Below are 26658 nucleotides of genomic sequence, written 5' to 3'. Positions count from 1 at the left end.
AATCCATGATTATGTATAGTTCTGAAATCCTAGAGCTTTCCCTCTATACTTCAAGTGTACCTCAACATCAATATGTGTTATTTTATTGATTTAATCCGCTTATTTGATTCAAGAAAAAAAGTTTTTTCGACATTTTTCGCTAAATTTCATGATACAGGGGAACCTTTTTGCATAGCTTTCAGTCCCAATAGTATAACAAGGTAGAAAAAAAAGAGCCAGTTTCCTGACTCTTTTACTATTACTCTGCTTTTAAGCTTTCGATGAATTCAGCAAGTTTTTGAAGATCTTCATCTGAACCTGTCCATAATCCTGGTGGCATTTTACCACTCTCAGAACCATTATGAGCAATGTCCTTAATTTGATCAACCGTTAAACCTGTGTTCATTAGAGATGGCGCACCAGCCCCACCTTCTAAACCTTCACCGTGACATGTAATACATGCAGAACCAGCGTAGATTTTATAACCTTCTGATTCTTTATCGAACTCAACTGTTTCTACGATGGCACCCATAGCTTTTTGAGCTTCCCAGTCATGGTTAACAACTGACTCCCAAGTTAGGTAGAACATAGCAGCTAAAGTTAATAACATAAACGCTGTTGGTAATGGACGTTTAGATGGACGACGTTCTGGACCCTTGTCTAAAAATGGCATTAATAATAGCGCTCCAAATGCAAGACCTGGAATTACAATAGCTCCGATTACATTGTATGGACCAGAAGCAAATGAGTATTTTAAAAGTTGATACATAAATAAGAAGTACCAGTCCGGTAGTGGTGTATACGCTCTAGTTGGATCTGCCGGCCCTTCAAGTGGTGACGGGTGAGCGACAGTTAGTAATAAGTATCCAATTAAAAATACAGCACCTACCATCCATTCCTTCAGTAAGAAGTTCGGCCAGAAAGCTTCCGTCTTACCTGGATATTCGGAATAATCCTTTGGAACATTCGGCATTCTGTGATTCGCTTTAATACGAGAATCGCCGACAAATTTCATTCCTTTTCCGCGATGCATAGTGTCCCCTCCTTTTAAAGATCATCGAACCGTCAAGACAATTACAACGGTCCTGAAATTCCTTGACGACGAATCATGATAAAGTGCGCTGCAAGTAACCCAAACAATACTGCAGGTAAGAAGAATACATGAATCGCAAAGAATCGAGTTAACGTTTGAGCACCAAGAATCGTAGTGTCACCCGCTAATAATATTTTAATCATCCCACCGATAAACGGTACAGATGCAGCAATTTCGATACCTACTTTAGTAGCGAATAATGCTTTCATATCCCATGGTAATAAGTATCCTGTAAAGCCAAGACCCATCATTACACCAAAAATACCTACACCAACCATCCAGTTTAACTCACGAGGTTTTTTATAAGAACCTGTGAAGAATACACGAAGTGTATGTAAGAACATCATTACGATAACTAATGAAGCTCCCCAGTGGTGCATACCGCGTACGATTTCACCAAATGCTACTTCGTTTTGTAAATAATAAACTGATTTCCAGGCATTCACAACGTCTGGTACATAGTACATTGTTAGGAACATACCAGATAGAATTTGAATTACTGTGATGAAGAATGTTAATCCACCAAAGCAGTAAACGAATGCTGAAAAATGATGTGCAGGGTTAACGTGCTCTGGCACTTCGTGGTCGGCAATATCACGCCAAATCGGTGTAATATCTAGGCGTTCATCGACCCAATCATAAATTTTATTTAGCACAGTTGTCGTACCCCCTTACTTATTTAACTAGAGTATTTGCTTTTGCTGGACCAATCATTAAATAGCCATCTTGTTCTTGTACTTCAAATTCATCCAACGGACCTAGAGGTGGTGTACCTGCAACGTTTTTCCCGTTTTTCTCATAACGACCTGCGTGACATGGGCAGAAGAATTGTTCTGGGTGTCCAGAATCTCCATTCCAGTCAACCATACATCCTAAATGCTTACAAACAGGTGATAGAGCAATGACTTGATCGCCGTTTTTATATACCCACGCTACGTTTGTAACATTCGATTTGTACCATGCGTCAACTTGTTCGAATGAAAAGTCAACTTTTACAGGTTCTTCAGTGAGGTCAGCGACTTTATGCTCTGTTTTGACAAAATCTCCACCATCATGCTTTTGTAACACTGGATCAATTGCGAATCGAAGCATTGGCATTAGCATGCCTGCCGCCATAAATCCACCTACACCAGTAAGTGTATAGCTTAGAAATTGACGACGTGAAACTCGATTATTACTCATTATTTTCCCCCCTCTAACTTAAAGGTCAGTCCAACGGACATACTTTTACAAATAGTAATACTAGGACATATATATGATATATCAAGTCCATAGCTTGGTCAATATAGCATTCTGTGGAAAGCTGGAGAATGTGAACATTTATTGAAACTAATTGTTAAATCTGTGCCCATTTAGTCGAAAGCATTGGAATCACTTGTCGTAATTGATCTTCTAGAATGGATTTTTTCACACTCGCATCCATACTTTCTAACGGAATCGCTGGTAACCAAATCATATTGACTATCTCTCCACTCTTTGTCCAATAATGGTCACAAGTAATGAAGAACACATGCTTAAATCCAGCATTATGTAATTGTGCTTCTAATTGCTGTGGTAAGTCATCGTTTTTTAAAGTTGTCATATAAGAAAATGGTGGCATGACTAGTAGTCGGCCTTTAAACTGCTGCTCTATAAAAGAAGTTAAAGACATGACAAAATCTACCTCGGCACCACTCTGTTTCATTTTTTCAGCAGATAGATCAATGGATACAAGTGGAACAATCGCGGTATCAATAAAATCTTTTTGTGCCATAAACGATGTTACATCGTTTGCATTAAAATACATTCAACAAACCCTCCTTTTATTGCAAAATAAAAATGTCCTTTTCCACTCTTCAATAGGATACCCAATTAAAAGTGAAAACAATCATTCACTAGTAATGTTACCATATTGAAATGGATAAAGGACATTCAATTTTTACCTATAATTAACGTAAATTAGCCGTTTCCTTCAATGCTTGTAACAAATTAGACAATTCATAAAAACGCGCTTCATCTCCCTGGTCGAGGGCTTCATCAATTTGTGCGAGTAATTTCTCCTCTTGGAATACGAGTAAGCTATTGGAAAGCAGCTCTTCTGCCAGTAAACGATCCTTTTCACTGACTAGCAGTGTTTCTGGCATATAAGGGTTTTCTTCAAGAACTGCTAAGTATTGTGCACTTGGTGGTATATTTGGAAAATTCAATTGTATATACATATCTTCTTGTTCATGTAAGCGTAAATCATGGAAAGACTTCTCAGCATCTGCCGTCATCACATTACCTTTATAGAAACGAAAAGGCACACCTGTTGAGTCTACTGTCGACATCACCATCGCCCTAGGACAATAGTGAGCTTCTTCCACAAAACGGATTCTTTTTAACAAGTCATCATTACTTAATAAGTAATTTAAAATCCATACACACTCACGACGTTTCAATTGATAATTTTTTAAAAACCATCGAACAAATGCTTTTTTATCAACAACTGATACAGAAGCAGTCATACCCACTCCCTCCTTTACTCAAATTCTAAGGTTTCTAACTTCTCCTGCCACTCTGGTTCACCCGGTTGAATGTTGATTAATTGTCCAAGAACCTCTCTTGCCTCTGAACGCTTTCCTTCCTCTAATAAGAAGTAAACATATTTTTCTAAAAATGTTGCGTCTTCCTTAAAATCATTATATGCCAAACGGTAAAATTCGTATGCACGGTCGTACAATTCTAAATTTTCATATGCCTCTGCTGCAAAAGGATATAAAGTGCTCCATTCAAAATCATTTTGCTGTAATGTCTCAAATAACTCAATTACATCCTCATGACGCTCCTGTTGTCCAAACACAGAAATAAGTGCCAGTACCGCTTCCATATATTCAGGATCGAGCGCTATAGCTTCTCTTAGATATTGCTCAGCTTCTTCTGGCAAACCATTTTTCAACGCCATTTTCCCAGCAAACAAATACAGTGATTTATCATATTCATCGCGCTTTAACCCCTCTTGAATGGCAGCATAAGCTTTTTGATTATCCTCTGTCATTGCATAGCTTTCCGCAAGCAATAAATAGGCTGAGAAGTAATCAGGATCTAATTCTTTCAATTCCTCTAGTTGTTTAATAGCCATCTCGTATTTTTTTGACTGGAATGCTGAATAAGCAGCTCCAAATAAAATATCGGGCTTTACTTCCTCTTCAAGGGCTTTGACATAATAATCGAATGCCGTCTCATAGGCCGCCCCTGCACGATACACCTCTGCTAATCGTTCGACAAGTTGAATACCAGCAAATTCATTTTGCTGCTCATATAAGTCCTCATACAATCTTGCTGCCTCTAAAAAACGACCCGTTTCAAATAAAAGCTCTGCTTTGGCAAAATGTAATAATGGCTCGTCTGGTAAAATTGCTAATGCTTCATTTATACGCTTTTCCGCAACCTCAAATAACCCTTGCATTTGATAATAATCAGCTAAAACCAATAAAGCTTGTGGATATTCTGGTGAGGTCTCTTCAATTTCTAATAATAAATCTAATGCATCATCTTCATTACCAAGCTCCATTAGGACATTGGCACGATCTATTTTTAACTGTGCTTCTTCTGGGAATAAAAATTGTAAATGCTCCAGCACACGGTCAGCTTCTTTCATGTACCCATACTGCATAAAAATCTCAGCAAGTGCATAGATCTCCTCGGGTAGCTCCTTCATTAAAAATGATTCTAGTAGCTGATCTATTAATGCTAAGTCCCCTTGTTCAAGTGCTTGCATCATTTCAGTCATCGCATTGTTCACAGTCATTCACCTATTCTTTCGTTGATACCTTTATGCTACAAAACATTTACCTCTGAAACAAGAAAAAACTCCCCAAAAGCTTGGAGAGCCTCTCTTTAATTGTTACTTCACTGCCTCAATATGCTCAAAGAACGATGGGTAGGATACAGCAATACATTGTGCATCATCTAGTGTAATAGCACCATCTGTTATTAAAGCTGCGACAGCACCCATCATGCCAATACGATGATCGCCATATGTTTGAAGACTTGCACCTTTTAATGGCATGGGTCCCTCAATAATCATCCCATCTTCTGTTGCTTCAATTTGGGCGCCAAGCTTTTTCAATTCATTCACAACAGCTGTGATACGGTCAGTCTCCTTGACCTTTAGCTCCTCAGCATCTTTAATGATCGTTTGACCATGTGCTTGCGTAGCGAGTAATGCAAGGATTGGAATCTCATCAATTAAGCGAGGTATAATGTCCCCTTCAATTGTTGTACCGGTTAAAGTAGATGTTGCGATTTGAATTGTTGCTGTAGGTTCAGCTTGATTGTCATCTTTTGGCGTTACCGTCATCGTGGCGCCCATTTTTTGCAGCACCTCAATCATGCCGTCACGTGTTGGATTAATACCTACATTATTTAGTGTCAATTGACTATTTTTGCAAATCGCTCCTGCCACTAAGAAAAAGGCAGCGGATGATATATCTCCTGGCACAGAAACATGCGTCCCCTTGAGAGCTTGTCCTCCTTCAATGGATACAATGCCATTATCTACTTCTACATGTGCACCAAATTGACGTAGCATTCGCTCTGTATGATCTCTAGATACATCCATTTCTCTCACAATGGTTGTTCCTTCAGCACGCAAGCCCGCTAGTAAAATAGCAGATTTCACCTGTGCACTTGCTACAGGCATCTTGTAATCAATGGCTTGTAATTTTGTACCTTGAATGGCTAACGGTGTATATTGCCCGTCGGCACGCCCTGTAATTTGTGCCCCCATCTGACGCAGTGGATCTATAACACGTCGCATTGGTCGCTTTCCGATGGATGCATCACCAGTCATGACTGAATGAACATTAGAACCAGCTAAAATGCCTAGCATTAAGCGTGTTGTAGTACCAGAGTTACCCGTATACAACACTTCTGTCGGCTCCAGCCAACCATCGATCCCTGGACTATGAATGGTTACATTTGTTCCTTCCACTTCAATTTGAACGCCAAGTTTCTGGAAGCAATCAATTGTGCTTAAACAATCTTCACCTAATAAAAAGCCCTCTACTGTCGTTGTCCCACTAGCAATGGCCCCAAACATCACGGAGCGATGAGATACAGATTTATCGCCTGGAATGGTTAAAGCGCCCTGTAAAGAAGGTTTGTTGTATTGCAATACTTTTTCAATCATGAACTTTATTCCCTCCAATATGAAGATAGAAAGCGCCGAAATACCGACGCTTTCTTATGCTAAGAAATATACGTTTCGAAATTTGCTCGTTTTTGAATACATGCTGCAGCACGTTCGCGATCATTTTCACTTTGGAAGCTAATGACTAGAATACCGAAAACATCTTCTCGTGATTCGACGATGCGTAGATTCGTAATACTAATCGCTTCATCTGCTAAAAAGCCTGTCACTTCTGAAATAACACCTGGATAGTCAGGAACATCAACATATAAGTCGAAGGGTGTATACATAGCCCCTGCACTAATTGGTAATTCATCTCTCAGTTCTTTGGCAACAGCAAAATAGTTTTCAATATCCTGTGAAGAACCATCTGTCAGCAGTTCCTTAATGCGTGTCATTTCTTTTTCCCAGCCATCTAATTGCGTGAGTAGCTCCTCGCGATTTTGCAGCGTAATATCTCGCCATAAAATAGGATTAGAAGAGGCTATTCGTGTCACATCACGGAAACCTCCTGCCGCAAGAGAACGTGTCATTGGGTACTCGCCATTCTCTCCACCTAATTGATGGACAAGTGAGGCAGCTATAACATGTGGGAAATGACTCACCACAGCAGTCATGTGATCGTGTTCACTGGCAGATACACTGACTACTTTTGCATGTGTAAATTTTAGCAAACTTTCAAGCTGTGCCATATGAATAATTTCTTCTCCAGCAAGCGGTGTAAGCATGTAATATGCATTTTCAAAAAGATGGGCCTTTGCAGCCAAAACACCACTTTTATGAGAACCCGCCATTGGATGTCCACCAATAAACGTTATGCCAAGTTCACGTAATTCGCCGGCCTTTTGCATAATTAATTTTTTGGTACTCCCTGTATCTGTTACGATGACTTTATTTTTTAAAGGCCATGATTTTAATTGCTCCATCCAATCCAGTGTTGCATTAACGGGCGTCCCAAAGATAATAACATCAACATCAGCCGCAACAGCCTGTGGATCTGTGACAATATCATGCACAATATTTAATGTTTTCGCATGCTCACGTGTTTGAGCATCCATATCATAGCCAATAATTTTTGTTTCAGGTGCTTTTTGCAAAGCAAGGGCAATGGAGCCACCGATTAATCCTAGCCCTATAACGAGTACTTTGCGTGTCATGCAAATACTCCTTGTTGTTTTAACACTTCGTCAAGTTGGCTAAGTAATGCGGCATTTTGAGCCTCTGTTCCAATTGTGACACGGATAAATCCTGGTAATCCTAGCGCATTACCACTGCGCACAATAAAGCCTCTTTTCATCAGCTCTTGGAATATAACATCACTATCAGCATGGGTATCAAAGAAAATAAAGTTTGTATCAGATGGGAAGTATTTTAGATTATGTTTTTTACAAAATTCTACATATTGTTTTTTGCCTTTTTCGTTGGCTTCACGGCATGCTTCAATATATTCTTGATCACTGAGTGCAATGGCAGCAACAGCTTGACTTAAGATTGTATTATTAAATGGTGCGCGGACAGGATCAAGCTTAGCAATAACATCAGGTTGGCCAATTGCATAGCCAACGCGGAACGATGCTAAACCATATGCTTTAGAGAATGTACGCAATAAAAGAACATTCGGATATTCATCAATGATTGGTAACGTATCTTTGTGGTCTGGATGTGTGACATATTCAATGTAAGCCTCATCTAGCACGACAAGGACATCGCTTGGAACCTTTGCAAGAAAGGCACGCAATGTAGCATCTGGAATGACCACTCCCGTAGGATTATTCGGACTACATACCCAAACAATAGACGTTTGGTCATCAATTGCAGCCAGCATTGCCTCTAAATCATGTGCCCCCTCTTGACAAGGCACTTTACGTACTTCAGCACCTTCAATTTCAGCATTGTGCCAGTATTGAGAGAAGGAAGGGTCGGCCATAACCGTGTTTACCCCTGGATACAACAGAGCACGAGTAATAATAGCAATGATGTCATCAGAGCCGTTACCAAAAAGAAGCTGTGTTTCTTTCACACCTAAATGATTTGCCACAGCTGTACGCAAGTTTTGTGCATAGCCATCTGGATAAAGTGCATGATTCACTGCATTATTTTGTAAATAAGCTGTTACCTTAGGTGAGCATCCAAATGGATTTTCATTCGATGCCAATTTAATAACTTCCTTTAGGTCATATTCACGTTGTACTTCTTCAATTGGTTTACCTGGCTTATATGCTTGCATACCGTCCAATTGTTGTTTCCACTTCATCTAAAACATCTCCTCTACTTATTTAGCCTGAGCCAAATCTGGTCTTAATTTCACTGCATCATTGAGATACAAGTGCTTTACATCTTTTTGGGCTACCTCTACGTTCGCATGAATTAATATACGAATACATAATGGTAATGCGTCTGGCACATCCATTTCATGTGTACACATAACAGGGACATATTGCCAGCCATCCATCAAACGTACTGCACGAGCAGGAAATGCTGAGGTAATATCTGGCGTTGTAGAAATAAGGATTGATGCAATATCATCAATCTCCACATTATTTGCTGCCACAACCTCACGCACTAATCTTGCTGTCTCATCCCATACAAGCTCTGGCTTGTCAGATTCAATTGTTACTGCTCCTCTAAGTCCACGAATCATACAAGCACCTCCGCTAATAACTGTCTATATTCAGCATCTATTTCTTTACATTCTTCTATATCAATGGCTTTCACAAAAGGTTTACCAATTTTTTCTAGAAGAACAAATTGTAAAATGCCATATTCCGCTTTTTTATCTTTCATTAAGTAGCTAGTTAATTGTTCAAATGAATAATCATTTACAGCCTCAAAAGGATAGCCATTCTTCACTGCAAACTGTAAAAAAGCTTGAGTGAACGTTCGATCTAGTTCTCCATATCGTTCACTTAAAAGAAGACAGTAGACAAGCCCAATCATAACAGCTTCACCATGTGCCACTTTACCATAACCCGCAGCTGCTTCAATAGCATGTCCATATGTATGGCCTAAGTTTAAAAACTTGCGAACGGATTGCTCTGTTTCGTCCTCAGCTACAATTTGCGCTTTCACTTCAATTCCCTTTTTCAGCTGCTTTGCTAGTTCATTTTGATTAAAATGAATTACAGAATCTGCTGTCATTAATTCCTCTAACCAAGCTGAGTCAGAGATCATGGCGTGCTTAATTAACTCCGCTGTTCCTGAACGCACCTCACGCTCTGATAAACTTTCTAAAAGCGCTGTATCATAAATCACACCTTCAGGCTGATAAAATGCGCCAATCATATTTTTTCCTAGTGGATGATTAATAGCTGTTTTTCCACCGACTGCGGAATCATGTGCTAGAATGGTTGTTGGAATTTGAATAAACGGAATCCCTCGCATATAGGTTGCCGCAACAAAGCCAGTTAAATCACCAACTGCTCCTCCTCCAAAGGCAAAAATAAATGATTTTCGTGAGCATTTTTGTTCCAATAAAAATGTTTGAGCAGCATTGTATTGTTCAAAGGTTTTGCATGCTTCACCACCAGGCAAAATAAAGACCTCAAAATGATAAGGGAAATTTGCTTTGAAGTACTCTCCCTGTGCAGCCCATACATTGCTATCTGTAAACACAAAGAGCTTATCTGCTTTTTGAAGTTTATCAGCAAATGCCTCCACAGCTTCAGTTAGAAATTGATGACCAAGAACAACTTCATATTGATGCGATTTTGTTGCCACTGGTACACGCATAAATCAGAACCCCTTTGCATATTGACGATGCTCGTCAATTTGAGCTTGTAATTGAGGTAGTTGATCACTATGGAATTGCTCCAAAATAGCATTCGCTATTTCCCAGGCAATAACATGCTCTGCAACTACAGATGCTGCAGGTACTGCACAGCTATCAGAGCGCTCTACGCTTGCTTTAAACGGCTCTTTTGTTTCGATATCTACACTTTGTAATGGTTTATATAAAGTAGGAATTGGCTTCATCACACCACGTACTACAATAGGCATACCTGTAGACATACCGCCCTCTAAGCCACCAAGTCGATTGGTTGCACGTGTATAGCCTTCTTCTTCAGACCAAATAATTTCATCATGCACTTCAGAACCTTTACGATGTGCCATTTCAAAGCCAAGTCCAAATTCTACACCTTTAAAAGCATTAATGGATAGCATAGCTGCTGCAAGTTTGGCATCAAGCTTACGATCATAATGTACATAAGAACCTACACCTGCTGGCATGCCTTCTACAATAACCTCTACAACTCCACCAATAGAATCACCAGCTTTTTTTGCTTCATCAATGGCCTCAACCATTTTGGCAGAGGCTACTGGATCTACACAGTAACAAGGATCAGCTTCAACTATGGCACGAATTTCTTCTGTTGTTTTTCCTTCTACTAAAGATGTATCTGCCTTAATTCCCACTATCTCTGTAACATGTGCAACAATGGAAATGCCTAGTTCATTAAGTAAAGCCTTTGCCACTGATCCAACTGCTACACGTACAGTTGTTTCACGTGCAGAGGAACGCTCTAATACATTCCGTAAATCACGGTGACCATATTTCATGCCCCCAACTAAATCGGCATGACCTGGTCGAGGTCGTGAAATTTGACGTTTGATATCTTCAGGATTGATATCATCAGCCAATGGCTCAGCTCCCATAATTTTAGTCCAGTGCTTCCAGTCATCGTTTGTGACAACGAGCGCAACAGGAGAACCAAGTGTCTGACCATGACGAACACCCGCAACAATCTCTACTGTATCTGTTTCGATTTGCATGCGGCGCCCACGTCCATGACCTCCTTGGCGTCGTTTTAAATCGTGGTTAATTTTTTCTGCTGTAATGGGTAAGAGTGACGGTAAACCTTCAATAATTGTCGTTAATTGAGGTCCATGTGACTCACCTGCTGTTAAGTAACGCATAAACACTTTCTCCCTTCAACTCGCTAAAGTATGTATTTTTCACTATAACATATATTCTTTAAAAAAACAGTCCTTTTACAAATGTCTTTTAAGTACCTACCATTTTCATAGATCTAAATGTGAATATTCTGAACGGCAGTTATAAAAAAACACTAGCTAAACTTTATAAAAAATACGCCTTTGCTTATGATAAGCGAAAAGCGTATGAAATATCTATGTTTAATGCTTGGCCAACTATATGTACATGACTAATTGTGTCATTTGTACAAAGCTTTTCATCCATATTATTAATTATTTTTGCGATAGAAGAATGTGTCTTCTACATCAAATTCATAACGTGCTGGATTAAAGATTTGCTCCGTCGATCCAACAAATAAAACGCCGTCCTTGCGTAGTGCTTTACTAAAATTATTATAAATTTGATCTTTCGCTTCTTCTGTAAAATAAATCATGACATTGCGACAAACAATTAAATCATAATTGCTGTCATAAGAGTCATTCAATAAATTATGTTTCTTAAAGGTTACACAACGCTTAATTTCATCCTTCACACGATAGAAGGAGCCTTCTTGTTCAAAATACTTTGCTTTAATGTCATTTGGCACCTCGGCTAAAGAGCGTTCAGGGTAGACACCTAACTTCGCTTTTTGTATCACATTCTCATCTAAATCAGTGGCAATAATTTGAATTTGAGATAAAGGCACCAATTGAGATAATACCATTACTAAAGAATATGGTTCTTCTCCTGTTGAACAAGCAGCACTCCAAATTTTTAAACGCTTATTTGTTTGTAAGAGCTTCGGAAATATTTTCTTTTGTAATACTTCCCAGCGCTTTCCATTGCGATAAAATTCAGAAACATTGATCGTCATACGATCTAAAAATTCATTCATTAAATCACGATCTTGTTCAAGTGCCTTTAGAAAGTCTACAAAATTACGATAGCCCTTTTTCTCATAAAGAGAGGTTAATCGTCTTTTCATTTGCGCTTCTTTATATAACGCTAAATCTATTCCTGTTTTGCGCTTAATACCTTCTATAAACTGTTCATAATCAGACATATGGTCATCTTCCCCTCTAGCGTCGTATTACCATTATAGCGGAAAAGTCCCAATCCTGAAATAGTCTTTCTCATGTATACTCATCTACTTGCTTGCGTTTTGTTTTTCCTCTAAAAGTAATACTTTCGACTGTTCTAATTCAAGGCGCATTTTTTCTGTTTCGATCGTATAAGTTTCTAACCTAAGCTTTTCTAATTCTACTTCTTTTTCAACAGCCTTCAGTTTTATTTTTTGTTGTCTTGTAAGAGCGTCTGTAAAAATTCCAGCTAGAGAAATAATGACGCCTCCAATTATCGCTACAATGGCAATTGACAATCCGTCCACATCCTTTCGTTACTAAGATTATACGGCAAAATGGAAAAAATAGTTTCATTTTTCAGGAATTTATTCCAATAAAAAATGAAGGTAGTTTTTCACCACCCTCATTCTATCCATTAACGTTAGACTTGTATGCGGTACTCTTTTAAATCTTCTCGTAATTTAGCCTTTAAGAATTTGCCTACAGACGTTTTTGGTACCTCGTCAATGAAGACAATATCATCAGGAATCCACGTTTTATGGAATTGTTGCTGTAGACTCTCTAGTAACTCCTCTTTAGTAATCGAATCCTTAAATTCTGGCTTTGCTACAACGCAGGCTAATGGTCGCTCCAGCCATTTTTCATGTGGAATGGCAATAACAGCCGCCTCAAAGACCTTTGGATGGGACATTAATGCATTTTCAAGCTCTACTGAAGAAATCCATTCGCCGCCACTCTTAATTAAATCCTTTGTACGGTCGGTGATTTTTATATAGCCATCTGTTGTCATCACGGCAATATCACCTGTGTAGAGCCAGCCGTCCTTAAAGGCTTCTTCCGTTCGTTCATCATGATAGTACTCATTGGCAATCCATGGACCTCTGATCGTTAGCTCTCCCATCGTTTTGCCATCCCAAGGCACTTCTCCATTTTCATTGACAATCCGTGTATCAATAAGAGGCATCGTCATGCCTTGTGTAATCCGAACATTCATTTTTTCATCAGCCGTATAATCCTCCATATGTGTTAAATACGTGGATAGGCTTACAAGCGGTGATGTTTCGGTCATACCGTAGCCTGTCATGTACGGGATATTAAGTTCTTGTTCAAAGCCTCGGACAAGACCAATTGGTGAGGCAGATCCTCCACAAACAATTAATCGCATAGACGATAGGTCACGAGGATTTTGGCGCTGCTCCTGTAGAACGCCCAGCCATATTGTCGGTACACCTGCTGTCAACGTGACTTTATACACATCAAATAACTCAAGCAATAGCTGTGGTGTAAACATTGGACCCGGTAAAACCTGTGTAGCACCAAATGCGACACCTGCAAATGGTAATCCCCATGCATTCGCATGAAACATTGGTACAACAGGTAACACCACATCTGACTCACAAATCGCAATACTGTCAGCAAGACCTGCTGTTAAACTGTGGAGTACAATACTGCGATGTGTATAGACAACTCCCTTTGGCATACCTGTCGTTGCACTTGTATAGCACATGCCTGCAGGTGTATTTTCATCTAATTCTTCTGGGAATGTGAACTGTTCATCTGCCTCTGCAAGTAGCGCTTCATAGGAAAGAGCATTGGGAATCGGCATCGATTCTACTGCAACAGCGTCGCCCATAATGATAAAATGCTTGACCGTTTTCAGCTGTGATACGATTGGTGCAATCAATGGCACTAGATTATCATCTATTAATAAAATTTCATCCTCAGCATGATTGATGACATAGGCAATATGCTCAGGGGCTAATCGAATATTAATCATATGCAGTACTGCTCCTGCACATGGTACAGCAAAATAGGCTTCTAAATGGCGATGGTGGTTCCAAGCAAATGTGCCCACCTTCATTCCTCGCTCCATTCCTAGCTTCGTCAGAGCATCAGCTAATTGGCGAGTCCGTTTGACATATTCTTTATACGTGAACTCATGAATAGTAGTGGCGCTTGTTCGAGAATAAATTTTCTTTGAGTGAAAAAATCGTTCTGCGCGATTCAAAAAACTTGTTAATAATAAGGGTGTATCCATCATATGCATTATACCGCTTCCCTTCATCTACGATTTTTTGAAACGATCAAGACTAAAACTATTTAAACTAGATTTTGCCGTTACCTAGGTTGCATACGAATGGCACCATCTAGACGAATGACCTCTCCATTTAACAAGCCATTGTGGATAATGCTTTCAACCAAAAGGGCATATTCCGAAGGTTTACCAAGTCGCTTAGGAAACGGTGTCATTTGAGCAAGAGCCGTTCTTGCAGGCTCAGGTAACGAAGCAAACATCGGTGTTTCAATTAATCCTGGCGCAATGGTCATCACACGGACACCGATTTCCGCAAGCTCTCTTGCAATCGGTAACGTCATCGCCGCTACCCCACCTTTTGACGCGCTATAAGCAGCTTGTCCAATTTGCCCATCAAATGCAGCCACAGACGCGGTATTAATAATGACGCCACGTTGTCCATCCTCATTTGGCTCATTATGCTGCATTTTATCCGCAACTAGGCGGATGACATTAAACGTACCAACTAAATTAACAGCAATCACTTTTTCAAATAGAGCAAGGGCATGTATACCACGCTTGGAAATAACTTTACTCGCATCTGCAATGCCAGCACAGTTCACCGCAACATTGACCTTACCAAAAGCTGCAACAGCCTGCTCAAGGCCTGCCGCCACGTCCTCTTCCTTTGTGACATCCACTCGTGCATAAAGGACATTTTGACCTAATTCCTCCACTAGAGCTTGTCCACGCTCATCATTGACATCAAAAATAATCGCTTTGCCACCCTGTCCTATCAGTTTACGAACGGTTGCCTCTCCTAAACCTGAGGCACCCCCTGTTATGACGGCCACCACTTCATGTTCTTTCATCAGACATATCCCCTTTTACATTTTTTCAATGATCGTGGCATTGGCCATTCCCATGCCCTCACAAATCGCCAACAAGCCGTAACGAAAATTCTCGCGCTCCATGCGATAAAGCATCGTCGTTAACAATTTCGTACCCGTTGCCCCTAATGGATGTCCCAGTGCAATTGCTCCACCATCAGGATTGAGTTTCTGTGGGTCTCCTCCTATTTCATGCAGCCATACGAGCGGCACAGGTGCAAAGGCTTCATTTACCTCATATGTGTCGATATCCTCTATGTTGAGACTTGACCGTTCTAATGCTTTTCTAGTAGCCTCGATTGGCCCTGTTAGCATTAATGTTGGATCAGAGCCCACGACCACTCTTGTCACAATTTTAGCGAGTGGTTGAATGCCCAATTCTTGTGCTTTATCCAATGCCATCACGACTACAGCTGATGCCCCATCACTCATTTGGCTCGCATTGCCCGCAGTAATCACACCATTCTCTTGAAAAACAGTTTTTAATCCATTTAAAATGTCAACGGTTGTTTCTGCACGAGGACCCTCATCAACAGCAAATGTTGTCACAGAGCCATCTTCTTGTGGAACTTGAATAGGTAGTATTTCAGCTTGGAAATGACCCGCTTCAATGGCAGAAAGCGCCCGTTGATGGCTTTGATAAGCATAGCTATTTAACTGTGCTTTCGATAAAGACCATTGGGAGGCGATTTTCTCTGCTGATAATCCTTGATGGATAATATCATAATTTTCCTGTAAGCGTTTACTAGCATGTGCATGTTGCATGTTTGAGCCCATCGGTACTCTTGACATGCTTTCTACACCACCAGCAATGACAATATCCATATCCCCCGCTAAAATGGCCTGTGCTGCGAAGTGTACGGCTTGTTGGCTTGAACCACATTGGCGATCAATGGTTACCCCTGGCACACTATCCGGGAAACCAGCCATTAATAATGAGGTCCGCGCAATATTTGCCCCTTGTTCAGCTGTTTGCGTCACACAGCCCAAAATGACATCATCTACTTGTGCCTTCTCAATCCCTGCACGTTTTACAGCCTCCTGTAACACATCCGCTGCTAAATCATCTGCTCGAACTTGACTTAACGCACCCCGACTTCGACCTACAGCAGTTCTCACAGCTGCTACAATTACCACTTCTCTCATGTTCATAACCCCTTTTCCTCGTCATCCTCACAGTGTATTGACGAGTCTACTAAACTATTCCTAACTTAATTATCAGAATATTACATTATTTATTGTACATGAGTAAGAAGTTTTTAACAATTCTATATGTATCTAGGAATAGATTATTTGTTGGAATAATATGCTGCACACTACCCAGCCCACCTTTTTGACAATAAAAAAAGCAATCCCAAAATTGAGATTGCCTAATCTATTCGAAATTAAACTAAATCTTCACCGAAGAATAAGCCGATTTCGCGCTCTGCAGAAGCAAGAGAGTCAGAACCGTGGATGATGTTGTGAGAAACAGTTGTTGCGTAGTCACCACGGATTGTACCTGGGTTAGATTCTTCAGGTTTCGTTGCACCCATCATTGTACGAGCAAGCTTGATTACGTTCTCGCCTTCCCATACCATAGCGAATACAGGACCAGAAGTGATGAAATCAACTAATTCACCAAAGAATGGACGCTCAGCATGCTCAGCATAGTGCTTTTCTGCTAATTCTTTAGGAATTACCATTAATTTAGCACCTTTCATTACAAAACCGCGACGTTCGAAACGATCAACGATGTCTCCGATTACTTGACGTTCAACGCCGTCAGGCTTAACCATTAAAAAAGTTTGTTCAATTGCCATGTTTAAAACACTCCTTAAATTCGTCTAACAGGTTTTACACCTACCGATAAATATTAACAAAAAATGAGCCTTTGTACAACAAAAAGCTAGAATTTGCGCTTACCCATGAACAATGCTACATCACGCAGTTTTTTCTTTACGGGATGTTTTGGTAAAGCATCAATTTCCTGTAAGGCTTTTTTCAAATATTTATCACTCATACGATTAGCTTGCTCAATTGCATGAGATTTACGCACATATTGCAACATATTTTGACGTTCCGGTTCTGTTAATGTGCCTGCAAAAACTTTGACTAAGTAAGGTTGCATCTCCGGATCATCTTTTAACAATAATATCGGTAAAGTAATATTGCCCTGCAATAAATCACTACCTGCTGGCTTCCCTAGTTCTTTATCGGTTGCCATGATATCTAAAACATCATCGATAATTTGGAAGCTCATGCCCACAAAGTAGCCGAAGCGCTTTAAATGTCGCACTGTTTTAGCATCCACTCCTGCCGCCACAGCCCCTAGCTCACAGCTGGAGGAAATAAGTAATGCTGTTTTTCGTTTTATTCTTCTAAAATAATCTTTTAAACCTTGGTCTAATCTAAATTTATCTTCAATTTGAATGACTTCACCGTTACAAATTTCCACCATCGTACGGGCTAAAATTTGATGAACAAGCGGGTTTTCTAACTTCGTAATATATTCCAGTGCACGTGCGAAAATAAAATCGCCTGTGTACATCGCTACCCTGTTATTCCACTGTGATTTGACAGTAGGGCGTCCTCTTCGCATATTGGAGTCATCAATGACATCATCATGTACAAGCGATGCCATATGAATGAGTTCTAAAGGTACTGCTACATCCTTCATCTTCTCAATGTCATAATCACCAAATTTTGCACCTAGTAACACAAAAATTGGTCGTATCCGTTTGCCACCAGCTTGTAATAAATGGAGAGAAGCATCGTTGATCAAATATGAAGATGAGTCCACCGCTTTTTCTAACTCTCGTTCAATGATATCGATATCTGATTTCAAATCGGAATAGAGTAGTTTTAACTTCATCTTTTCCACGTGTGAAAACCTTCCCCCATTAACGTACCTTTTTAAAGCCCATATGCATTGCCGCAGCCCCGCCACTGTATGCTTTGTACGTTACTTTTTCTAATCCTGCTTGCTGAAACAATGCCGCTAACCTCTTCATACCTGGGAAATCATTCGCAGATTCCTGAAGCCAAGAATACTCCTTATAGCTTTTCGCAAATATTTTACCAAATATCGGCATTATATATTTAAAATAAAAACGGAACAGTTGACGATAACCAGGAATTTCAGATTGTGATGTTTCTAAACACACCACCATACCACCTGGTTTAACAACACGATGCATTTCCTTCAACACTTGTAAATAATCAGGTACATTGCGAAGACCAAAGCCAATCGTCACATAATCAAACGTATCATCTGGAAAAGGCAATTCCATCGCATTTCCATGAATTAGTTCAATTTGTGGGTATGGCTCTACCTTTTTTTCGCCAACTTTCAACATGTTTTGACTAAAGTCCAGCCCTTTTACTTCTCCACTTTCTCCAACAGCATCTGCCAATGCGATTGTCCAGTCTGCCGTGCCACAGCATACATCAAGTGCCTTTGATCCAGGTTTTACAGCCATGTGCTTCATCGTATCGTTACGCCAGCCAACATGCATCTGGAAACTAATTACACCATTCATTTTATCGTAGTTTTCCGAAATACTCTCAAATACTTCGTGAACGTGTTCTTCTTTCGTTTTAGCCATTTTGAAAAACCTCTCTTATCCGTTAGTAGAAGCAATGGATGCCTCTACATGTGCATGTAAAGCTTGTTTGATATCACTTTGTAAAAAGGATGCATGATGAATGATCTGTGATAGCTCTGTTTTTAAATGCACAATTTTTCCTTGGATGACGCTATTAAAGGTTGCGCCATTTCGTCTGACACTATCTTCAAGTGCCTTACCCATTAAAGACATTTGCCCACGTTGATAAGCTGTCCATTCTTTTTCTAAACGCAAGATTAATAAGCTTTTTTCTATAAGTGGTATATATTCACTGAAAGAATAAAGATCAAAAAATTGAGCAATTAACCCGGATTCTATCGTACTCATCGACGCATACCACTGTTCGATTGTACGTTGTTCATTTTCATAAACTTTAATCTGGTTTTCACATCGTGCCACAATGCCTTGTGACAAGTTTCGAATCAATGCGACATTCCCTGACATCGCTAATATTTCATAATAACGACCACTATAAAAATCCCCAGCTAAAACGGTAAGTTGCTGTTCTTTTGATGTTGCATCTAATTCTTTTATATGATCGTGAGCCGCTAATGCTGCGTACACTATGCCAACAGTAATTGCAGCCTCTTGTTGCTCTTGTTGCCACTCTTCACCATTCAAAAACGGGATTAACAAATAAAACAATTGATTTTCATCTAGCACAGGTACACCTGTGTATTTTTGCAAAGTTCTATGACGAACATCCATGAAAATCTCTGTTTTTAACTGTGCAATTGAATTTTGAATGTATGTTGCATTCATAGACCTTACTCCATTTCACTTTCAGATACGTTAGCCCTATCCAAGGCTTAACGCTTGCTTACTGAGTCATTATAGCATACGCAACGATGCGGAATAAAAAAAATTTGCTTTCTTCATAGGACAGGCAGTAAAGCTTTCCCATAATTGAATGTAGGGATGCTAACTGCCCATAAACCTTATACTCAGTTTTTCACATCTAGTGTTTTTATATGTGCTTATTATATGCTAAACAGCATTAAAAACGATTGTTAGAAACCAGAATTCTTATTTTTTCGCTTCGCTATTAATCACGCCATGTGCTGTATGAATTTGTGCTTTACCACGTATTTTCATGGCAGACGTGTGTTCTGTAAATTGAGCAATCATTACTTCGCCGGCATCTAATTTCTCTGAATGATGGAATTTCGTATCTGTTCCACGCGTTAATCCAATGACATGTACACCATCTTCTTCTGCTTGAATAACAATATAATCTTGTGACATCTTTGTACACTCCTTAAATCCGACAAATTCTTAGTTCATCATAACATAATTAGACATGCAATTTAAGACATTTGAATAAATGACAGCACTTCTCTACGTTTCACTTCATCTTCCTCATAAATACCGCGTGCAACAGATGTTACTGTCTTGGAACCAGGTTTTTTTAAACCACGCATCGTCATACACATATGCTCAGCCTCGATCACAACATAAACACCTTTAGGCGCAAGCATCTCCATAATTGTGTCCGCTACTGAAGAGGTAATACGCTCTTGTAGTTGGGGTCTGCGCGCAATCGTTTCCACAGCACGTCCTAATTTACTAAGCCCAGCAACAACGCCGTCATTTGGTATGTATGCTACATGTGCTTTGCCATAGAAAGGTACTAGATGATGCTCACACATCGAATAAAAAGGAATATCTTTGACAAGCACTAATTCTTCATGATCCTCATGAAATACCGTTTTAAAATAATCTTTAGCATCCTCATGCAAGCCGCTGAACATTTCAGCATACATTTTTGCTACACGCTTCGGCGTATCCAATAAACCTTCACGATTTACATCTTCACCTACTGCTTCTAAAATCATTTTTACTGCTTCTTCTATTTTCAATAAATCAATATTCGACATTCAAAAAACCCTCCTGCATATCAAAACATTACACATTTCCCTATGCATCGTAGCACATCCAAAAGGTAAGCGCAAAATGACTTACTTGATTCATCAGAAATTCGCTTTTAGAGAAGCAAATCCCTGTATATTATTGTTATGTAAATTTCAAATTAAAGTTAAAAAGAGCAGCCTCCATGTTCGTTAACATGAAGACTGCTCTATGTAACTACTAGACGTGTATTATTTTACCGCGTCTTTAAGCGCTTTACCTGGTTTGAAAGCAGGCACCTTGCTAGCAGCGATTTCGATTTCTTTACCAGTTTGTGGGTTACGACCTTTACGAGCCGCACGTTCACGTACTTCAAAGTTACCAAAACCAATTAATTGTACTTTGTCACCCTTTGCAAGAGCATCTTGAATTGTATCAAATACAGCTTCAACTGCTTTAGAAGCGTCTTTTTTAGAAAGACCTGCAGCTTCAGCAACAGAGTTTACTAATTCTGTTTTATTCACACCATTCACCTCCTCTCAAAGGGTCATGAACCAATTCTGTAAAAAGAGTAACACATAGAAAACCGCTACGCAACTGTATTCATACATGATTATAACCAAAAAATCAGTTTTTCACCCAAAAAACAAAAATAAAAGGACTTTTCGCATAAAAACGAAAAGCCCTGCGTATATTTTTTGCATTTTTTCTGAATTTTATCACTATAAAATAAATGTTACTAAACCACGATCACCTTCGTTGACCATACGTTCAATCGTTTGACGCATCCGTTTTTTGGCAGTAGTTGGGACAGCATCCATTTTATATCGTATCCCTTCTTTTAATACTTCATGTAATGGTGTGCCAAAAAGTTGTGTATTCCATAGCGCATCACGATCATGTAAATAAGCATGATTTAAATCTTTTAGAAGTTGCTGACTATGGAATTCTGAGCCAATTAATGGTGCAAATTCTGACTCCATGTCAACTCGAATAATATGGTAAGATGGTGCTTTCGCCTTCATTCGTACGCCAAAGAAATTATTTTGTTTAATTAGCTCTGGGGCTGTTGGCTCAAATTCCTGCATCATCGGCAATGTCACGCCATAACCCGTCGTATCAGCATCTTGAATAGCACTTTTAAAGCGTTTTTGAGCTTCTTTCGCCTCTGACGCCTCTTTGATAAAGAGTAACCAATCTTTTTTCGTTTCAATCGGCTCCTCTAGCCATTCATTACAAACTGATTTATACAATTCACCCTGTAGGGATACCCGAATCACAGCCGTTCCAATACCTGCATCTACATGAACAACTTCACTTTGGTCAATAAAGTCAATGGCTTTAAAGGCATCTGACGCCTGTTGCACATCTCGAATTTTCATCACAGAAGAAAGTACTTCCTCCATCGAATCAATCAATGCAACATTTAATGGATGAGTGGCATCTAACACATCCAGCCAGTCTGGTTTCTCCACCTCAATTGTACGAATTGGGAACTCAAATAACGCCTCTTGTAAAATATATTGAATATCCGTCTCTCTCATTTGATCGATGGACATCGCAATAACGGGAACATTGTAACGTTCAAACAATTCATTGCGAAGCTGAACTGTTTCTTCTCTCGCAGGCATTTGGCAATTGAGTAAGATGACAAAAGGTTTGCCGATATCTTTTAATTGCTCCACAATTTCCTCTTCTGCCTTCTCTGCGGCACGGCGGCTAATTCCGTTAACCGTACCATCAGTCGTTACGACAATACCAATATTCGCATGATCACGAATTACCTTATCAGTGCCAATTTTAGCGGCTTCCTGAAATGGGATAGGCTCTGTATGCCAAGGCGTATGAACAAATTTTGGTCCATTTTCATCCTCATAGCCTTTTGTCCCATCAATAATATAACCAACACAATCTGCTAAACGAATTTGGAATGGCATTTCATCTTCTCCGACCACAATACGGGTTGCTTGGGCAGGCACAAACTTCGGCTCAGCAGTCATAATGACTGGCCCCGGAGAACTTTGTGGCAACTCATCTTGTGCTCGCATTCTTTCCGTTTCATCCACAATATTTGGTAACACGACTGATTCCATTACCTTTTTTACAAATGTTGATTTACCTACACGTACTGGACCGACAACACCAATATAAACATCGCCATTTGTGCGCTCTGCAATTTCTCTAAATACTGCTTCACTCAAGGTTTCTGCCTCCTTTATCTACGCTTTTTCACTATATGCGAGCCTGTAGACAAATATGAAAAAGCCCCTCACAAATGTAAGGAGCTTGTTTGCTATTGTTCTTTTTTCTCGGCGGCTTCTGCCTCTTGTTTTTGTCGCTCTTTCGCCTTTTTGACATCCGCATTATATGTTTCCATATCATAGATTGGTTCTCCATTCTCGTCCACTGTATAGGGAATAGAATAGGCAGGCACCACAGGATATTTGTCGACAAGTAATTGGCGAATATCATCACCAGGCTTTACATTAGGCTTATCCTCTTTTAAAAGCTGTCCTAAATCCACAGCATAGTCAACATGTAATTCACCATCACCTGTCATGAAAAGTGGTAACTCGACGCCAGAATAGGGGCTTTTTACAGTCACATCTGTTTTATAGCCTAAATCTTTATAATTGATTTGATAAACATTTTCCGCTATTGACCCTTTTATTGGCAAATACTGTGTAGATAATTTACGAATACCTATTTCACGTATACGCTCTGCCGCGTTTAAATCTACTAATTTGACCGATGCATCATTTTCAGGATCCCAAATGATATATTGATATATACCACCTTTTTCATAGGCATTTCCAGGAATCGTCGTCAAATACTTCGGCATAAGTTTTTCAAAATCGATTAAGTATTTGATATAGATATCGGTATCTAGCTCGCTATTTTTAATTGGTACTAGTCCACCGGTTGCTTCACGGTATTCATTCACGGCACGTTGAACTGCAGCTAGTTGGTCGACATCAGGCGTGACCTTTGCCCTTTTTTCGTCTTCTGGGTACGCACATCCTACTAACAGTATGGCGGTTGCAAATACCCACAGCAAAGCACTTAGTTTTTTCATGTTACTGACACCTCATTATTTTTTATGCTGGCCATGTGGCAACTACTAGTACCATTAAAAATGTGCCAAGTCCAAACAGTATGTATGCACATAAATTTACGACCGTTCGTAAAAATACATTTGAAATCTTATTCCGAGCTAAATAAATTAAGCCGACTGATATAATCATAAATGCGATGCAATAAAATGACACCCACATTACATCCAGTGCAGGCATATGAGCTAACGGGCCCATTTCAAATAACCACCTTTCTTTCAATGTCCAGACACAATCAAAGTATATTATACTATGTGCTTTTGCTAAAAAGAAATAGTTGTCCCATAACTATCAAGAAATGGACAACTCTTTTACAATGCATTCCCTATTCAACTAGCAGCACACAATAAGGCGTCTCAACAGATTCGTTGAGACACCTTATTTATGTCCGTTTTATGACAAGTTTAATCAAAAAATTAATATTAATGCTTCATATCATCTATTTCTCGTTTTTTCATCCGCATCATTAAGGCATCGACTGCCACTTTCGGTTCAACATCATTAAATAGAACACTATAAAGTTCCGTGGAAATCGGCATAGCCACATTATATTTTTCTGCTAACTGATAGGCTGCCTTTGTAGTACGTACACCCTCTACAACCATGCCCATTTGATCCAGCACTTCTTGTAGCTTCATGCCTTGCCCTAACAGATTTCCCGCACGCCAGTTTCGGGAGTGGACACTTGTACAAGTTACAATTAAATCCCCCATACCCGTAAGCCCTGAGAACGTAAATGGATTCCCACCCATTTTTACGCCTAAACGTGAAATCTCAGCAAGACCTCGCGTAATAAGTGCCGCTTTCGCATTATCGCCATAATTCAAGCCATCTGTAATCCCCGCAGCTAAAGCGATGACGTTTTTCAACGCTCCTCCTATTTCTACACCAATGATATCCTCATTTGTGTAGACGCGGAAAAATTGATTCATAAATAAATCCTGTACCTTTTCAGCAGCATCGATGTTGGCACAAGCTGCAGTAACCGTTGTAGGATGATGTAACACCACTTCCTCTGCATGACTTGGCCCAGAAAGAACAACGATTTCTTCCACATACTCAGCCGGTAAGCTCTCTGCTAAAATTTCAGATATTCGTTTTAAAGAATCAGGCTCAATTCCTTTCGATACATGGACAAACAACACTTTTTTTGTTAATTCAGCCGTTAATTTCTCGCATACTTCGCGAATTGCTTTTGTGGGAACAGCCACAACAATGGTCTCTGCATGAGTAGCTACCTTCGCCATATCACTCGTCGCATGTAAATTTACAGGTAGAATGGTTTCTGGTAAATATTTTTTATTCGTATGCAGTTGATTGATTTCTTCTGCCTGCTCAGCTCTATGTGTCCATACAAGCGTATCATGTCCATTTTCCGCTAGTACCATTGCCAGTGCAGTACCCCATGAGCCTGCCCCTAACACACAAACTTTTTCCATAACAAAATCCTCCCTTTGTTGGGTTGTCTATAATAAATTCTTTTCTTGTAAAAAGACGCCACCCAACAAATATGTCGGGTTGGCGTATTGTATGTGTATAGCTATTACCTTAAGCACGCGCACGTGTAATTAAACGAATTGGCGTCCCTTCAAAGTCAAAGGTTTCACGAATTCGATTTTCTAAGAAACGTTCGTATGAGAAATGCATAAGCTCAGGTTCATTCACAAAAATAACGAATGTTGGTGGCTTAATCGCTACCTGGGTAGCATAGTAAATACGTAAACGACGACCTTTATCTGTCGGCGCAGGATTACGAGCCACTGAGTCCTCAATCACTTCATTTAAAATAGAAGACTGAATACGCATCGCATGATTCTCGCTTACACGTTGGATAATCGGTAAAATTTGATGAACACGCTGTTTTGTATTCGCCGACACAAAAATAATCGGTGCATAATCTAAAAATAGGAAATGCTCACGAATTTGCTGCGTAAAGACATTCATTGTTTTTTCATCTTTTTCAATGGCATCCCATTTATTCACAACGATGATCACAGCTTTCCCAGCTTCATGCGCATAGCCAGCAATTTTTTTATCTTGCTCCTGAATGCCCTCTTCTGCATTCAGTACTACTAAAACAACGTCTGAGCGTTCGATGGCACGTAGCGCACGTAACACAGAATATTTCTCCGTTGTTTCATAGATTTTTCCTTTTTTACGCATACCCGCCGTATCAATAATGACATATTCCTGTCCATCATATGCATAAGGCGTATCAATCGCATCACGTGTTGTCCCAGCAATATTACTTACAATAACACGATCCTGCCCTAAGAAAGCATTCACTAAAGAGGATTTCCCAACATTCGGACGACCAATTAAAGAGAATTTAATGACATCATCACCATATTGCTCTTCATCTTCTTTCGGGAAATGTTTCGCACATTCGTCTAATAAATCTCCTAAACCTAAGCCGTGAGAACCTGAGATTGGCCAAGGCTCACCGAAGCCAAGCGCATAAAAGTCATAAATCATTTCACGCATATCGGGATTATCGATTTTATTGACTGCTAATACGACTGGTTTTTTTGTTTTGTATAAAATTTTAGCAACTTGCTCATCTGCTGCCGTTACCCCTTCACGACCATTTGTCATAAAAATAATAACGTCTGCTTCTTCAATGGCAATTTCAGCTTGTTGACGAATTTGCTCTAAAAACGGCTCGTCTCCAATTTCAATCCCACCTGTATCAATAATATTAAAATCATGTGTCAACCACTCTGCCGAACTATAAATACGATCACGTGTTACGCCTGGGATATCCTCCACAATTGAAACACGTTCTCCAACGATACGATTAAAAATCGTCGACTTACCTACGTTCGGACGACCTACGATGGCTACTACTGGTTTCGTCATCTGTACTTCATCCTTCCAACTTCTTGTCTTTCGCTATTATACACGAAAAATGCCATTATATCATATCATATCCATAATGTAGAACGCTATGTATGGCTATTAAAGGTG

General features: G+C 39.7%; 29 protein-coding genes. All 29 read right to left on the bottom strand.

Annotation, left to right across the window (positions count from 1 at the left end; translation table 11 throughout):
* Window positions 1-238: 238 nt before the first annotated feature.
* Entirely contained in the window at window positions 239-1012 is a 774-nt protein-coding gene (locus tag JTI58_RS16575; RefSeq protein ID WP_205442378.1) for a menaquinol-cytochrome c reductase cytochrome b/c subunit, read from the bottom strand.
* 41 nt (window positions 1013-1053) lie between these two features.
* The gene (gene qcrB / locus JTI58_RS16570; RefSeq protein WP_036123184.1) at window positions 1054-1728 is read right to left on the bottom strand and encodes a menaquinol-cytochrome c reductase cytochrome b subunit; all 675 of its coding nucleotides are present in this window, start codon (window positions 1726-1728) and stop codon (window positions 1054-1056) included.
* A 19-nt stretch (window positions 1729-1747) separates the two neighbouring features.
* Complete coding sequence (locus JTI58_RS16565) at window positions 1748-2254, bottom strand: QcrA and Rieske domain-containing protein (RefSeq protein WP_205442376.1); 507 nt, start codon at window positions 2252-2254, stop codon at window positions 1748-1750.
* A gap of 154 nt (window positions 2255-2408) precedes the next feature.
* Window positions 2409-2858, bottom strand: a complete 450-nt coding sequence (locus tag JTI58_RS16560) for a DUF2487 family protein (RefSeq protein ID WP_205442375.1) — start codon at window positions 2856-2858, stop codon at window positions 2409-2411.
* A gap of 142 nt (window positions 2859-3000) precedes the next feature.
* The gene (locus tag JTI58_RS16555; protein ID WP_205442374.1) at window positions 3001-3558 is read right to left on the bottom strand and encodes a ReoY family proteolytic degradation factor; all 558 of its coding nucleotides are present in this window, start codon (window positions 3556-3558) and stop codon (window positions 3001-3003) included.
* Window positions 3559-3572: 14 nt separating this feature from the next.
* Window positions 3573-4841 carry a tetratricopeptide repeat protein gene (locus tag JTI58_RS16550; RefSeq protein ID WP_205442373.1) on the bottom strand — a complete coding sequence of 423 codons (1269 nt, stop codon included), beginning with the start codon at window positions 4839-4841 and terminating at the stop codon, window positions 3573-3575.
* Window positions 4842-4937: 96 nt separating this feature from the next.
* Window positions 4938-6224, bottom strand: a complete 1287-nt coding sequence (aroA, locus tag JTI58_RS16545; protein ID WP_205442372.1) for a 3-phosphoshikimate 1-carboxyvinyltransferase — start codon at window positions 6222-6224, stop codon at window positions 4938-4940.
* A 59-nt stretch (window positions 6225-6283) separates the two neighbouring features.
* Window positions 6284-7381 (bottom strand): prephenate dehydrogenase, encoded by a 1098-nt coding sequence (locus JTI58_RS16540; protein WP_205442371.1) that lies wholly within the window; start codon window positions 7379-7381, stop codon window positions 6284-6286.
* Window positions 7378-8478: a histidinol-phosphate transaminase gene (hisC, locus tag JTI58_RS16535; RefSeq protein ID WP_205442370.1), complete on the bottom strand. Its 1101-nt coding sequence runs from the start codon at window positions 8476-8478 to the stop codon at window positions 7378-7380. Before hisC ends, JTI58_RS16540 begins: the two co-directional genes overlap by 4 nt.
* An 18-nt stretch (window positions 8479-8496) precedes the next feature.
* The gene (gene aroH / locus JTI58_RS16530) at window positions 8497-8865 is read right to left on the bottom strand and encodes a chorismate mutase (RefSeq protein ID WP_205442368.1); all 369 of its coding nucleotides are present in this window, start codon (window positions 8863-8865) and stop codon (window positions 8497-8499) included.
* On the bottom strand, window positions 8862-9953 hold the full coding sequence (gene aroB, locus JTI58_RS16525) for a 3-dehydroquinate synthase (protein ID WP_205442367.1): 1092 nt from the start codon (window positions 9951-9953) through the stop codon (window positions 8862-8864). The genes aroH and aroB overlap by 4 nt, the downstream gene beginning before the upstream one ends.
* Window positions 9954-9956: 3 nt before the next feature.
* Entirely contained in the window at window positions 9957-11138 is a 1182-nt protein-coding gene (gene aroC / locus JTI58_RS16520) for a chorismate synthase (protein WP_205442366.1), read from the bottom strand.
* Window positions 11139-11425: 287 nt separating this feature from the next.
* Window positions 11426-12199, bottom strand: coding sequence for a CheR family methyltransferase (locus tag JTI58_RS16515; RefSeq protein ID WP_205442364.1), 774 nt, complete (start codon window positions 12197-12199; stop codon window positions 11426-11428).
* Window positions 12200-12283: 84 nt separating this feature from the next.
* Complete coding sequence (locus tag JTI58_RS16510) at window positions 12284-12514, bottom strand: hypothetical protein (RefSeq protein WP_205442363.1); 231 nt, start codon at window positions 12512-12514, stop codon at window positions 12284-12286.
* 125 nt (window positions 12515-12639) lie between these two features.
* Complete coding sequence (locus JTI58_RS16505; protein ID WP_205442362.1) at window positions 12640-14265, bottom strand: long-chain fatty acid--CoA ligase; 1626 nt, start codon at window positions 14263-14265, stop codon at window positions 12640-12642.
* Window positions 14266-14336: 71 nt separating this feature from the next.
* A complete protein-coding gene (locus JTI58_RS16500) occupies window positions 14337-15104 on the bottom strand; it encodes a 3-hydroxyacyl-CoA dehydrogenase (protein ID WP_205442360.1) in 768 nt (255 codons plus the stop codon).
* A gap of 15 nt (window positions 15105-15119) precedes the next feature.
* Window positions 15120-16268: a thiolase family protein gene (locus JTI58_RS16495; protein WP_205442359.1), complete on the bottom strand. Its 1149-nt coding sequence runs from the start codon at window positions 16266-16268 to the stop codon at window positions 15120-15122.
* A 239-nt stretch (window positions 16269-16507) separates the two neighbouring features.
* The gene (gene ndk / locus JTI58_RS16490; RefSeq protein ID WP_004232627.1) at window positions 16508-16924 is read right to left on the bottom strand and encodes a nucleoside-diphosphate kinase; all 417 of its coding nucleotides are present in this window, start codon (window positions 16922-16924) and stop codon (window positions 16508-16510) included.
* An 86-nt stretch (window positions 16925-17010) separates the two neighbouring features.
* Window positions 17011-17985, bottom strand: coding sequence for a heptaprenyl diphosphate synthase component II (hepT, locus tag JTI58_RS16485; RefSeq protein WP_205442358.1), 975 nt, complete (start codon window positions 17983-17985; stop codon window positions 17011-17013).
* A 19-nt stretch (window positions 17986-18004) separates the two neighbouring features.
* A complete protein-coding gene (locus JTI58_RS16480; RefSeq protein ID WP_205442357.1) occupies window positions 18005-18709 on the bottom strand; it encodes a demethylmenaquinone methyltransferase in 705 nt (234 codons plus the stop codon).
* Window positions 18710-18724: 15 nt separating this feature from the next.
* Window positions 18725-19492: a heptaprenyl diphosphate synthase component 1 gene (locus JTI58_RS16475; RefSeq protein WP_205442356.1), complete on the bottom strand. Its 768-nt coding sequence runs from the start codon at window positions 19490-19492 to the stop codon at window positions 18725-18727.
* 264 nt (window positions 19493-19756) lie between these two features.
* On the bottom strand, window positions 19757-19975 hold the full coding sequence (gene mtrB, locus JTI58_RS16470) for a trp RNA-binding attenuation protein MtrB (RefSeq protein ID WP_004232621.1): 219 nt from the start codon (window positions 19973-19975) through the stop codon (window positions 19757-19759).
* A 62-nt stretch (window positions 19976-20037) separates the two neighbouring features.
* Window positions 20038-20607 carry a GTP cyclohydrolase I FolE gene (gene folE, locus JTI58_RS16465; protein ID WP_205442354.1) on the bottom strand — a complete coding sequence of 190 codons (570 nt, stop codon included), beginning with the start codon at window positions 20605-20607 and terminating at the stop codon, window positions 20038-20040.
* A gap of 222 nt (window positions 20608-20829) precedes the next feature.
* Window positions 20830-21102, bottom strand: coding sequence for an HU family DNA-binding protein (locus JTI58_RS16460; RefSeq protein WP_004232618.1), 273 nt, complete (start codon window positions 21100-21102; stop codon window positions 20830-20832).
* 198 nt (window positions 21103-21300) lie between these two features.
* Entirely contained in the window at window positions 21301-22779 is a 1479-nt protein-coding gene (gene spoIVA / locus JTI58_RS16455; RefSeq protein ID WP_205442353.1) for a stage IV sporulation protein A, read from the bottom strand.
* A 92-nt stretch (window positions 22780-22871) separates the two neighbouring features.
* Window positions 22872-23654: a YphF family lipoprotein gene (locus JTI58_RS16450; protein ID WP_205442350.1), complete on the bottom strand. Its 783-nt coding sequence runs from the start codon at window positions 23652-23654 to the stop codon at window positions 22872-22874.
* Between the two features lie 22 nt (window positions 23655-23676).
* Entirely contained in the window at window positions 23677-23889 is a 213-nt protein-coding gene (locus JTI58_RS16445; RefSeq protein WP_004232605.1) for a DUF2768 domain-containing protein, read from the bottom strand.
* A 224-nt stretch (window positions 23890-24113) separates the two neighbouring features.
* On the bottom strand, window positions 24114-25130 hold the full coding sequence (locus JTI58_RS16440) for an NAD(P)H-dependent glycerol-3-phosphate dehydrogenase (protein WP_205442349.1): 1017 nt from the start codon (window positions 25128-25130) through the stop codon (window positions 24114-24116).
* 109 nt (window positions 25131-25239) lie between these two features.
* Entirely contained in the window at window positions 25240-26550 is a 1311-nt protein-coding gene (gene der, locus JTI58_RS16435) for a ribosome biogenesis GTPase Der (RefSeq protein WP_205442348.1), read from the bottom strand.
* Window positions 26551-26658: the final 108 nt, after the last annotated feature.

The organism is Lysinibacillus fusiformis (genome assembly GCF_016925635.1).
Taxonomy (GTDB): Bacteria; Bacillota; Bacilli; order Bacillales_A; family Planococcaceae; genus Lysinibacillus; species Lysinibacillus fusiformis_F.
Note: the sequence above shows the minus strand (reverse complement) of the source record. Positions and strands in the feature narration are given on the sequence as shown.